The sequence below is a fragment of the Dyadobacter sp. HNCC25DJ185 genome (assembly GCF_056895195.1).
On record NZ_JBXHAR010000005.1, the window covers coordinates 420,161 to 432,397 of the forward strand.

At 48.7% G+C, this 12,237-nt stretch carries 9 protein-coding genes; 2 read left to right on the forward strand and 7 right to left on the reverse strand.

Annotation, left to right across the window (positions count from 1 at the left end; genetic code table 11):
* The first annotated feature begins 14 nt into the window (after positions 1-14).
* Positions 15-2,777: a family 78 glycoside hydrolase catalytic domain gene (locus AC1XUF_RS16625; protein ID WP_483342945.1), complete on the forward strand. Its 2,763-nt coding sequence runs from the start codon at positions 15-17 to the stop codon at positions 2,775-2,777.
* 65 nt (positions 2,778-2,842) lie between these two features.
* Here the strand turns inward: AC1XUF_RS16625 and AC1XUF_RS16630 are convergent, their stop codons facing one another.
* The 7 genes from AC1XUF_RS16630 to surE form a co-directional block, all read right to left on the reverse strand.
* Positions 2,843-3,022 carry a hypothetical protein gene (locus AC1XUF_RS16630; protein WP_483342946.1) on the reverse strand — a complete coding sequence of 60 codons (180 nt, stop codon included), beginning with the start codon at positions 3,020-3,022 and terminating at the stop codon, positions 2,843-2,845.
* Positions 3,023-3,062: 40 nt separating this feature from the next.
* Entirely contained in the window at positions 3,063-4,295 is a 1,233-nt protein-coding gene (locus AC1XUF_RS16635; RefSeq protein WP_483342947.1) for a THUMP domain-containing class I SAM-dependent RNA methyltransferase, read from the reverse strand.
* Between the two features lie 710 nt (positions 4,296-5,005).
* Positions 5,006-5,911, reverse strand: a complete 906-nt coding sequence (locus AC1XUF_RS16640) for an NAD(P)/FAD-dependent oxidoreductase (protein WP_483342948.1) — start codon at positions 5,909-5,911, stop codon at positions 5,006-5,008.
* Between the two features lie 47 nt (positions 5,912-5,958).
* Positions 5,959-6,519, reverse strand: a complete 561-nt coding sequence (locus AC1XUF_RS16645; protein WP_483342949.1) for a TetR/AcrR family transcriptional regulator — start codon at positions 6,517-6,519, stop codon at positions 5,959-5,961.
* Between the two features lie 70 nt (positions 6,520-6,589).
* Complete coding sequence (locus tag AC1XUF_RS16650; protein ID WP_483342950.1) at positions 6,590-8,905, reverse strand: DUF7133 domain-containing protein; 2,316 nt, start codon at positions 8,903-8,905, stop codon at positions 6,590-6,592.
* Positions 8,906-8,968: 63 nt separating this feature from the next.
* Positions 8,969-10,270, reverse strand: coding sequence for an MFS transporter (locus AC1XUF_RS16655; RefSeq protein WP_483342951.1), 1,302 nt, complete (start codon positions 10,268-10,270; stop codon positions 8,969-8,971).
* Between the two features lie 242 nt (positions 10,271-10,512).
* A complete protein-coding gene (gene surE / locus AC1XUF_RS16660) occupies positions 10,513-11,247 on the reverse strand; it encodes a 5'/3'-nucleotidase SurE (protein WP_483342952.1) in 735 nt (244 codons plus the stop codon).
* 82 nt (positions 11,248-11,329) lie between these two features.
* Between surE and AC1XUF_RS16665 the strand changes: the two genes are divergently transcribed.
* The gene (locus tag AC1XUF_RS16665) at positions 11,330-12,232 is read left to right on the forward strand and encodes a diacylglycerol/lipid kinase family protein (protein ID WP_483342953.1); all 903 of its coding nucleotides are present in this window, start codon (positions 11,330-11,332) and stop codon (positions 12,230-12,232) included.
* The last annotated feature ends 5 nt before the right edge of the window (positions 12,233-12,237 follow it).

The window sequence follows — 12,237 nt, forward strand, 5'->3', positions numbered from 1 at the left end:
ATCATAATCAAATCATGAGAACCTCAGCACTTACTTTCCTCTGCGTTTTTCTTTCATTCACTGGATACAGTCAATTTCAGGTTGTAAAGCTGAAATGCGAAAACCAGCAGGATCCATTGGGTATCGAGGTGCAGGGACCTTCGCTTTCCTGGCAACTGACCTCTTCTTCGCGAAATGAGATACAAACAGCCTATCAGGTGATGGTTGCGGATGCACCCGAGAAATTGGCAGCTGGCAAGGATTTAAGCTGGCATTCGGGCAAGGTGGCGGGCAGTGAATCTATTCAGATTCCCTATTCAGGAAAGCCGCTCCTTTCGGGAAGAAAGTACTATTGGAAAGTAAAATCGTGGGACAAATCCGGAAGGGAGTCGGCGTGGAGCCCGGTGGCGAACTGGCAAATGGGTTTAATGGAAAAGTCTGGCTGGGGCAAGGCAAAATGGATTGCGTTAACCCCTTGGACAGACGCTATGCGCATTGCCCCCGGCATTCACGTGCCGCACAGCAACCCCGATTTTGGCAAGAAAAAATCGGGCACTCATCCGCTGCCGGTTTTCAGGAGATCGTTTGAGTTAAATAAAAACGTGAAAAGGGCTACGGTTTTCATTTCAGGATTGGGGCACTATGAGCTGATTATCAATGGGGAAAAACCAGATAGGGCTTTCCTGGCACCAGGTTGGACAAATTATGATGATTATGTTTACTACAACACCATCGATATTACCGCGCATTTGAAAAAAGGGGAAAATGCGATCGGCGTGATGTTAGGAAATGGTTTCTATAATGTGCCTAATGAACGATACAGAAAGCTCCTGGTGGCTTATGGAAACCCGAAAGTAATTTGCAAAATGCTCGTTGAATTTGCCGACGGTTCTCAACAGGAAATCGTTACGGACGAAAGCTGGAAAGTTGCAGAGAGCCCGGTCACTTTCACCAGCATTTATGGCGGCGAGGATTATGACGCCACCAAAGAGCAAAAAGGCTGGAGTGCGCCAGGGTTTGATGACAGCAATTGGAAAAGACCGGTTGTTGTGGCGAAAGAAGAGAAGTTATTGTCCCAGGTGGGATACCCGATGGCCGTTATGGACACGTTTTCTGTAGCCAGGATTTCGCAGCCCGAAGCTGGCGTGTGGGTTTATGATATGGGCCAGAACGCTTCTGCCATTCCACAGCTTACCGTTCGGGGAAATGCAGGAAGAGTCGTTAAGATCACACCCGCCGAGCTGATCACCGACCTGGGCGATGTGAACCAAAGCGCTTCGGGTTATCCCCACTTTTACCGATATACTTTGCGCGGCGAGGGTACGGAGTCATGGCAGCCGCGGTTCACTTACTATGGTTTCAGGTACATCCAGATTGAAGGAGCGGTGCCCGACGGGGAACCCAATCCGTCGGGTTTGCCCGTGGTAATGGGATTGCGCTCCCTGCACGTGCGGAATTCGGCCCCGCAGACGGGCCGTTTTCAATGTTCGAATGAGCTCTTCAACCGGATCTATAACCTGATCAACTGGGCGATTAAAAGTAACATTGCACATGTGGTGACGGACTGCCCGCACCGGGAAAAGCTCGGGTGGCTGGAAGAGACTTACCTGATGGGGAATTCGATCCAGCTCTGTTATGATATGCATCTTTTGAACAAGAAGATGATCCGGGATATGGAATCCGCACAATTGAAAAACGGCCTGGTTCCCGACATCGCGCCCGAATACGTCCCTTTCGAAAGTGGTTTCCGGGACTCTCCGGAGTGGGGAAGTTCGAGTGTAATTTTGCCGTGGTACACCTATCAATGGTATGGCGATAAGAAATTGCTGTCGGATCACTATGAGATGATGAGCAAGTATGCAGAGTATCTTTCTGGAAAAGCCGCTGACCATATTTTAATGCATGGCCTGGGCGACTGGTTCGATATGGGACCGGGGCCAATGGGGGAATCGCAGCTGACACCGAAAGGGTTTACGCCCACCGCTACCTATTATTATGATGCGACTATACTCGCAAAAATCGCAGGAGTGCTGGGTAAAAAAGATGATCAGGCCCGGTACGAGCAACTCGCTTCTGAAATCAGGAACGCTTTTAACCAAAAATTTTACAACGCTTCCACCAGGACTTATGCAACCGGCAGCCAGACAGCGAGTGCCATGGCCATTTATCTTAATCTGGTCGAGCCCGGTGAGAAAAAACTGGTTTTTGATAACCTTCTTAATTCGCTTCAAGATAACCGCTATGTGCTTACTGCCGGTGATGTGGGTTTTCATTACCTCGTAAAAGTCTTGTCGGAGGGTGGTGCAGCTGATGTTTTGTTTAAAATGAATAACCGTAATGATGTTCCCGGCTACGGCTATCAATTGGCACAGGGAGCTACCGCACTGACAGAAAGCTGGCCCGCCTTGCGGAATGTATCCAATAACCATCTGATGCTTGGACATTTGATGGAGTGGTTTTACGAAGGAATAGGAGGGATCAGGCAGGCAGAGGGATCGGCAGGCTATCAGGAGCTGCTTATTCAGCCGCAGTTTCCGGGTAACCTTTCTTTTGCGGAGGCTTCTTATGAAACACCCTATGGCCTGGTCGGGACGAAATGGACCATAGACAAAGGCCATGTTGACCTTCGTGTTGAAATTCCGGTCAATACGTCGGCGAAGTTGGTGCTGCCCACAAAAACCCTGGATGGTGTCACAGAGAATGGAATCGCGGTATCTGCCCTGAAAGACTTGACGTTCAGTGGAAATACGGTCAGCCTGGGATCCGGAAAGTATCTTTTCCGGTTTGCTATGCCCTAAAAAAGCCGGACCTGAAAATCATGGTCCGGCTTACTCAATCTAATCACAATAAACACAAATTATCTTTATTGATGTTGCCTTTGGTGTTTGCCTAGGCTATGGTGATCTTTTTCGTTGCTGGTGATATGATTACCTTTTACCAGCTCTTCTTCTTTGTGCCTGCTGTCCAAATTGTCCTTGTTTTCAGGCCTTGGTCGGGAAGTCTGGCTTTGCTGCATTGTCCCCGAATGCTGTGACTGTCTCATGACAATTGTTTGTTTGGTTATGCATTAAATTGTTTAAATACTATGCCAAAGGTGTCTGAGCAGGCTGGATTTCTCTTCTTGTACCTTCATAAAGTTCGTATTCCAGCAAACGACAGTCAATTTTTCCTGAATAAAATTCGATCCTGCGCCGTGCTTTCAACCCTATCTTTTTAGCGAGGTCCATGTTCCCGGTGAAGACATATCCGGAATATCCTCTACACTTTTGTTTCATAAAATCACCAATTCGTCCATAGGTTTCTTCGAGTTCTGCCATTTCTCCAAGCCGCTCCCCGTACTCGGGGTTTACAAAAAAGACGCCTTTATTTTCCTGAGGAACCTGGGTTTCGGCAAAATCGCAGACATCAAACTCGATCATATCGGCAACACCGGCAGCAATCGCATTTTTCTTGGCATTGGCAACTGCTTCTACGCTATGGTCGGTGGCAATGATCCGGAGGCCAGGGATTTCAATGATCTGCTCTTCCAGTTTGTCCCGCTCTGCATCATAGAAATCTTCATCGTAACCCTGCAAATGCATAAACGAGTAGTTGTTGCGAAAAAGGCCGGGCCGGCTTTTGCTTGCGATCAGCGCCGCCTCGATGGCCAAAGTCCCCGATCCGCACATCGGGTTGATGAATGCGGAATGCTGGTTCCAGTTACTGGATAAAATGGTCGCTGAGGCCAGGGCCTCCAGCATCGGCGCTTTTCCAGGAATTTTGCGATAGCCGTGGCGTGCGAGGGAATCACCCGAGGTATCGATAAAAATTTCAGCGTCTTCATCTTTCCAATACAAATGCACTACTGCCGACGATAAGTCTGGGCCGGAAGAAGGCCGCTCTCCCTTTTTCGCCCTGATCCGGTCCACGATCGCGTCCTTCACCTTTACATTGGCATACATCGAATTGTTGACCGTAGGATTCTGAACATTGCTGGTTACCGAGAAATACCCGTTGTCGAGCAGGATATTTTCCCAGGCGACTCCAGACAGAAATTGATAAACATGGTCCGCATTTTTCGCCCGGAATGTGCCCATACTGTACAGCACCTGACTCGCACAAAACAAATGAAGATTGAGCCTGACGCAGTCGTTCATTGTGCCGCGTATACGTACTCCCGTTGTGAAAGTTTCTACGATTTTGAAACCAAGTTCGCTCACTTCTCTTTGAAGACTGGGCGCAAGCCATTTGTGGCAGGTAATGGTAATGGGGGCGGTGGTCTTGAAGTCGGGCATTTGCTGGTTGGTCGCTTTGGTTGCAAACTTAGCGTTATCCATTCAAACCGCCAGTTGGAAACCTTTTTATGTTTGACGTTAACACGGTGAGACACTTATTCCACTTCAACAACGATCGTGATCTCTCCGGTCGTTTCTGTCTCTTTACCAGGGATATATATGAGACTCAACCTTTTTTCGTAAATATCCATTGGACCTGAAAAATAATTTATTTTACCACTGTCCAATTGGATAGAGCCGTTTGACATTTCGACTGAGTTTTCGGAATAAATATTATGGTATAGACGTGATCTGTCACTAAGATTACCTTTTACCCAAACACGATACCGGATCGGTGAAAAGTCCGTCTGAATTTGGAATGCATCGGGAAACCGACAATCACTCTTGACCTTAAATTCCCACCTGTGTTCACTTCTGCCGCAACTGAGAGTTAACAGAAGTATGATAATAGCCGGTATTCTAAGCATATCAGGGTTGTTCAGTGTGAATTACCATGTGTAGTTCTGCCATCCCGCAGTAGGAATTAATACGCCTCCGGTGCGCTAATGCTGAGTATGCGGGAAGTTGACCAGGAGCTACCTGTGTTCCGCTAGCGAGATGGGGATCACATGCATTAGGCTGATATGTTCCACTTCCACCTGGTCCACCACCACCTTGGAATGGGGTTTTCAGATGGCAAAGAACTAAAACATTATAGAGATATCCTCTCAAACATGAAGTAATTCTGATTGTCTCTCACGACTGCTAACCGATCATCCCTCAAAAATAAGTTCGTGATTGATCATCGCGCCAGCCATTGTTCCCGCAGCATTTACCATGGATATACTTCGGAAGGCGATGGTGTTGTCGCCGGCGGCGTAAATGCCTGGAATATTGGTTTTCTGAGAAGCATCTATTTTGATATGGCCGGCTTCCGTTAATTCGCAACCGAGTTCCTGGGGAAGGCGGCAGTGCTGTTCAAAAGGCGGGCGGATATATAAGGCGTCAATGTCGGCCTCGCTTTGATCGATAAAAATAATGCTTTGCAAATATCCGTTTTCGTGCTTTAAACTTTCGATTTCAGATTCGTTGATTCTGGCACCCAAGGCGAGTATTTTTGCCCTGGTTTCTTCGCCGAAAGTGGCATGGCCATTGGTATAAATGGTCAACTCTGACGTCCAGTGGCGGATCAGTTTTCCGAATTGCAATGCGAAGTCGCCGTTGACGAAGATACCCGTGTTTTGCGCCCGGTATTCGTAACCATGGCAGTAAGGGCAATGGATTACGCTGATTCCCCAGCATTCCCGAAAGCCGGGAATTGAAGGCAGGTTATCTTTTACGCCGGTGGCAAAAAGCAACTTTTTTGCCGTAAATCGCTGTCTTTCTTCGGTGAATACTACGAAATCATCATCCTTGCCGCTTACCTCGGTAACCCTGCCTTTCAAAAATTGAATGGTAGGGTAGGCTAGTACCTGCGTCCGTGCTGCTTCGGCAATCGCTGTCGGCGTTTCTCCGTCCCTGGTCAGGAAATTGTGGGAATGGGGTGTTTGCCTGTTGCAAGGCTCGCCACTGTCGATGATCAATGCTTTGCGTATAGCGCGCCCCAGTGCCAGGGCCGCTGAAAGTCCGGCGTAGCTTCCGCCGATCACGATGACTTCAAAGTTTTCAGATTGTTCCATAGAGAAATATTCTGTCTCAAAAGTGAGACATTTAAACACAAATTTTTTTAAACACTAATGGCCCGGCTGAAAGAAATCCAGGCAAACTGCTTCAATTCTTCACTGGTGATCGTTCCAGTGGCTTGCATGGCAATAGCAGCATTCACAACCCCATGGTAAAGATGGTGGATCCAGTCGAGAGACAGGTTTGCATTGATCCTTCCGGCTGTCTGTAAAAATTTTAAGTGCGATTTCCATAAATGAAAGGTATTGTCATACCCAGCGCATTCCGCATTTCCAGCCTGGTGCGTGTGATCGTGGAGTGTGTGCAGCTTGTGCAAAAAGGTGTGTTTGGTACCGCATTCGACCCCGGCATAAAACATCTTTTTCAATTGCTCCATCGGCTCATCGGAGCTGTTGTAAGCGCGCGTCATCGCTGCGTGGCACGTTTTCCTGACTTCTTTCTGGCACACTTCCATCAGTTCCTTCCGATCTTTGAAATAGCGATGCAAGGTACGTCGTGTTGTTTGCGCCTGTTCTGCCACTTTTTCCAAAGGAGCGGAAAGATCCTCATTGAAGATCAGTATCGCCGATTCGATTATACATTGGGAAGTGTCTTTGGTCTGCATAAAAACAAAGGTAGGAGAATGTCTCAGATTTGTGACATTCTCCTACCATTTTAATTTTCGGGTCTTCGGATCAGATTCCGTTCAGCTCGGCTTCGGTGAATGCCTTCTCCCGACCGGTGAGTTTCGTGCGCACTTTGACCACTTCGTCGGTGCTTACCTTGTCGGCATTATTGCGCCACGATTTCCGGATGAAACTAAGCAGCTGGGCAATATCCTCACTCGGCATATCTTTATCGTAACCAATCCCGGGCATATCACCACTCACTTCGGGTGTCTGATACACATGTCCGTTCACCTTGACAGGGCCTGTGAGGCCGAAGAGAACAATGGATATCAACTTGTCCTTGTTGCCGGTAACCCACTCCGACTGGTTTAAAGGCGGAGCCAACGATTTCACGCCGCCACCATCCGGCCCGTGGCAAGTCTGACATACCGAGGTAAAAAGTGCTTCACCTTTTGGAAATTCTTTTTTGAGCATTTCTGGGTTTCTATTCCCCTGTGCGCTTCTCACGGCCGTCACCACGCGTTCGAGCTGTTTGTTAAAAAGTGCGTCAGGATTGCCCAGAGAGGCTGTTATCACAGCTTGGAATGCTTCTTCGCGATCCTGAAGATTGCTGATCACCGCATCGGATACATAACGGTTGTTAGGATATTGCACAGCCAGCCTGGTGAGGAGGCTTTGCGAGGCAGCGGTGTCGAATTTGGCCAGGCTTTTGCAATTCAGAGCAATGTACGGGGCTGCCAGGGTATCGTTGTCGTTAACCATTCCTTCGAATGCGGCGGCGAATTGTTTGTAGGAGGTGGGTGTCATCAGGGATGAAGCCACGGCCAAACCTTGCATCTTGAATGTCCAGGCGGATTGCCTCATCCAGCTCAATGCTTCTTCCGTTTTTAAAGAGTTGAGCCCTTCCAGCGTCCACAATGCGTGGATCGCCAATAATGGGTTGGCTGTTTGTCTGATCGCTTCGCGAAGGGCAGGCACTGTCTGATTGTATTTGCCGTCGACCAGCTTCTGTTGTGCCCGGTCGCGTACCCAGCCGTTAGGATGGCCGAGCAGCTTCACCAGATCGCTGGCGCCGTCGGGGATGAGTACGGGTACGGATTGGGTGTTCTTGGGGACCACTTTGTAAATCCTCCCGGCAGATAAGGGCTGTGTCAGGTCCCTTTGCCCGATCTGATCTTTCAAATACGGTGTAAGGTAGGTTTTGTGCTGGATGATCCCGCGGTACATATCCAGGATATACAAGGCGCCGTCGGGTGCATTGTACAAGCTCACAGGACGAAAGCGTTCGTCGGTACTTGCCAGAAATTCCCTGCCCTTGTAAGCCTGCTTCCCTTTCACCACATACCCATTTGCGTCCAATATATTTCTTTTGATCAGGTTCGCAGATGGTTCGGGAACAAATGCATTGAACTCGAAAGACTTATCAAACAGATCGCCCCGATAAACGACGGGAGCAGCCGCAGCTGTAAAATCGTTCAGGCGGAGGCTGTCGTCCAGGATGTTTTTCATATAGCCCCTGTTCACGCCGGGTGTAGGGTGGAGCGGGTACACTTTGTTGTCTGCTACGGACTTTTCATTGTAGCCCGCCACACCGCGCTGGTTTTTATTAGAAGCACCCAATCCAGCCGGGAAATAGTCGCCTAGCAGGTTTTGCGAATTGTTGTTATAATATAGCCTTCCATAGTTATCCTGGCAAATCCCCCATTGTCCGCGGAAGTGCGTATGCTCGATCTGCCACTTGTTTCCGACTTTCCGATAACGCTTGTCGGATTTGGCATTGTAAATCCAATTGTCCATCGCCCGGAGCAAACCGTTTGGCTGATGCTCCACATTACCTCCTTCAGTATATTTGGGATCAACCAAAATCCTTTTGCCGGCTTTGTCATTTTTGATTTCGTAGAACCACAAGTTGGTTGGCTCGGCGACAAGTATGCCGTTTCCGATCAGGCAAATGGCGCGTGGCAGTACCAGCGAGTCGATGATTACCTGGCGGTCGTCGTACACGCCGTCGTGGTTTTTGTCGTCCAGGATTACAATCTTTCCATTGGGAATATCTTCTCCCGTACCAACGGTGTCGGGCATGTAGCCTGTCATTTCCACGACCCACATCCTGGCTCTATCGTCGAATTGCATGGCTACCGGTGCACTTACGAGCGGTTCGGAGGCAACCAGTTTTACCTCGAACCCGTCCTCGACCTGCATTTTTGCAATGGTATTTGCAGCTGGTATAAAGGGAGATTTACCCGGGGTGGCTACCGGGGCTTCCTGTTTGGCAACTTCTTTGACCGTAGTTTGCCCGGTCGTCGCCTGCTTATTTGTTTTACAATAGAAAAGTGTAAAAGAAATGGCAAGAAAGAGAAAAGGATAGCGGTACTTTTTCATTTCAAAAATTATCTCAGCAAAATTAGTAGCAGAATGATAAGCGACAGAAATACAATTGACAGGTTATAAGCCTTTTAACGATTCTTCGACCGGTTTCATATTCTTGGTCAGGAAATGAATGATGGTCCAGGCAACAAAATAGGCGAGCCCGCAAATCGTGAACAAAATATTATATCCCGCGCCAATGTTGCCCTGGCCTTTGTAGTAGTCCAAAAGTGCGCCTACGACAAGCGGGAAAAAGGTGGAACCAAGCGAGCCAGCCATGCCGCCGAGACCCACTACCGAGCTTACCGCCCTTTTGGGGAACATGTCGGAAACGGTCGTGAAAATATTGGCGCTCCAGGCCTGGTGCGCGGCAGTGGCCACACTGATGATCCCCACCACGATCCAAACATTGGTTGCAAACTGGGCGAGAATAATGGGTAAAACTGCAAACGCGACAATGAGCATGGTGGCTTTCCGCGCCTTCAACGGTGCCCAGCCGTTTTTGATCAGGTAGGAGGACAGGTAACCGCCTGCAATGCTCCCGAATGTGGTAGCAGAATAAACGATTGCAAGGTGAAGGCTGGGCTTTTTGAGGTCCAGTGAAAACGTGGTTGCGAAGTAGGAGGGGAGCCAGAAAAGGAAAAACCACCAGATCGGGTCGGTGAGGAACTTTCCGATTATGAAAACCCATGACTGGCGTAGTTGCAGCAGCTTGGTCCAATGGATCGGCGCCTGGCTTTCTCCTTCGACGATTTCATTATCGCTATGGATGAACGCATATTCCTCTGGGGTTACTTTCTTGTGCTTTGAGGGTATTTCATAAAATAACCACCAGAATATGAGCCATATAAAGCCCAATGCCCCCGTAATCAAGAAAGCTTCCTGCCAGCCATAGGCGCCCAGTAACCAGGGTACCAGGATGGGAGCAGCCACAGCCCCGATACTCGTGCCTGAGTTAAAGATCCCGGTGGCAAGCGCACGTTCTCTCTTGGGAAACCATTCGGCTGTTGCTTTTACAGCCGCAGGGAAGTTGCCAGACTCTCCTAAACCCAAAATTGCCCTTACGGCCCCAAAACCAAAAGTGCTCTTTACAAATGCATGGAGGATAGCAGCAATGCTCCAGATAATGATGGATACGGAATAACCCAGCTTGGTACCGATTTTATCAATAATATTTCCGAAAACGATATAGCCCAGCGCGTAGAATCCTGCAAATACCATGACGATATTGGCATAATCCGATTCTGTCCAACTGAATTCTACTTCCAGGGTAGGCTTGAGTAATCCAAGAATTTGTCTGTCGATGTAATTGATTGTGGTGGCAAAGAATAATAATGCGCAAATGACCCAGCGGTAATTCCCAATATTGGTTTGTTTCATAGTGAGGATTCGGTGAATTCTTGGATTTAGGAAAACGAAAAAAATGGCTGCCCGCAGATAAGACTGCTTTTATGCCATTCTACCCCTTAAATCAACTGGAAAGACTTCGTAAAAAAGAAATCCTGCCCTCACAATGCGCGTTGTTCGGGGCAGGATCAGGATGTAATGCAGGGAAACTGTGTGGTTAAGTGAAGTCTTTTCCAGACATTCATTTCGCCGGAAGTGGGCTACTATGCCAGCTGTCAGGCGACGGGATATGCGAGTTGAGCTTTCACCAGTTCGGCTTCATTGGTCAGGTCAAGGCGAAGCGGCGTGATCGAAACGAAATGATTTTCAATGGCCCAACGGTCTGTGCCTTCTTCGGCTGCTTCGAGCGGTACCACGGTAAACCAATAATGTTTGCGGCCCATGGGGTCGAGTGCCGGGACGATCTTATTATCATATAGTCGCACAGATTGTCTGGTCCACCGTACGCCCTGCGGGTGGTGGGGAAAATTGACATTGACCAGGTTTAAGTGTGGATTCTCGAAAATCAGGTTCAATGCTTTTTCGACAAAGGGGTCCAGCGCGGCGAAGTCGGGTTCTACGTCTGTGGGCGTACTCAGTGCAATGCCTTTGATCCCAAATAAGACAGCCTGCTTGGCTGCTGCCAGCGTGCCCGAATGCCACATCGCATTTCCCAGGTTAGGCCCCATATTGATCCCCGACAAGACGACATCCGGCTTGTCCCACAAATGCTGGCCCAGAGCTACGCAGTCTGCCGGGGTGCCGTTCACCCGATAGGCATCGATACCATCGAAGTCTATGGGCGATTTTTTATAGGATAGTGGTCTGGATGCGGTAATTGCGTGACCCATTGAAGATTGTTCTACGTCGGGTGCCACAATTTTTACTTCTCCAAACCTTGCTGCAATCTTAGCGAGCGCGGCAATTCCGGGACTGTATATTCCGTCGTCGTTTGTTACCAGGATTTTCATAGGCGTATCATTTTTACCTTTTGTTTAATAAAATTATGCCTGGTATGTTTTTTATAAAATGGGTGATACTTAATATCCATCTATGAAAAAGGCCGCACTTTTGCACAACCCCACTGCCGGGGACAATGATTTTAGTAAAAAGGAACTTGTCAAGCTGATCAACGCGGAGGGCTTTGATTGCTCTTACGCATCCGTAAAAGAAGAGGGATGGGATCAGTTTAAGGACGATACCGATTTTCTGGCGATTGCGGGAGGCGACGGGACAGTGCGGCGGGTAGCAAAAGCTTTGATGAAAAGGAAATTGCTCGAAAAGCAGTTTCCGCTGGCCCTGCTGCCTCATGGTACGGCCAATAACATTGCCTGCGCCCTGGGCATAGGCGGCACGGCAAGGGAAATTGTGCAGCGCTGGCATCATTATCATTTAAAACCGTTCGATATCGGGAAAGTGCACGGCGTGCGCGACGACCTGTTTTTTCTGGAAAGTCTGGGTTATGGGGTGTTTCCAAAGCTCATGAAAACCATGAGCAAGCTGGAAGAAGGCGAAGTAGGGGAAAGCGTCGAGGAAAAACTGAATGCCGCCAGAGTCGTTTTATGCGAGATCGTGAGCAAGTACGAAGCCAGGTATTGTCAGGTTTTTGCAGACGGTAAGGAGTATTCAGGTCATTTTTTAATGGTCGAGGTGATGAATATCCGCTCCATAGGGCCAAACCTTGTGTTGGCTGGCGATGCAGACCCTGGCGACGGCGAGCTGGAAGTCGTGATGGTGACCGAAGATCATCGCAAACGGTTCCAGTCATTTCTGCAAAGCCAGGTGGAAGGGCAAAAACACGAATTTAATTTTACCACCGTGCGCGCCAAAAATGTGAAGATCATCACCGACTGGAAGGATTTTCATGCGGATGACGAGCGCATCAAGGTAGAGCGGCCCCTGGAAATCGAGATCGAAATTTTACCGGCCATGCTCAATTTCATCGTTACCGACTGATCCGC

Bases quoted from the DNA above. Each gene is read 5' to 3' on its own strand.
- AC1XUF_RS16625 (WP_483342945.1), top strand. From the start codon at position 15: ATGAGAACCTCAGCACTTACTTTCCTCTGCGTTTTTCTTTCATTCACT.
- AC1XUF_RS16630 (WP_483342946.1), bottom strand. From the start codon at position 3,022: ATGAGACAGTCACAGCATTCGGGGACAATGCAGCAAAGCCAGACTTCC.
- AC1XUF_RS16635 (WP_483342947.1), bottom strand. From the start codon at position 4,295: ATGGATAACGCTAAGTTTGCAACCAAAGCGACCAACCAGCAAATGCCC.
- AC1XUF_RS16640 (WP_483342948.1), bottom strand. From the start codon at position 5,911: ATGGAACAATCTGAAAACTTTGAAGTCATCGTGATCGGCGGAAGCTAC.
- AC1XUF_RS16645 (WP_483342949.1), bottom strand. From the start codon at position 6,519: ATGCAGACCAAAGACACTTCCCAATGTATAATCGAATCGGCGATACTG.
- AC1XUF_RS16650 (WP_483342950.1), bottom strand. From the start codon at position 8,905: ATGAAAAAGTACCGCTATCCTTTTCTCTTTCTTGCCATTTCTTTTACA.
- AC1XUF_RS16655 (WP_483342951.1), bottom strand. From the start codon at position 10,270: ATGAAACAAACCAATATTGGGAATTACCGCTGGGTCATTTGCGCATTA.
- surE (WP_483342952.1), bottom strand. From the start codon at position 11,247: ATGAAAATCCTGGTAACAAACGACGACGGAATATACAGTCCCGGAATT.
- AC1XUF_RS16665 (WP_483342953.1), top strand. From the start codon at position 11,330: ATGAAAAAGGCCGCACTTTTGCACAACCCCACTGCCGGGGACAATGAT.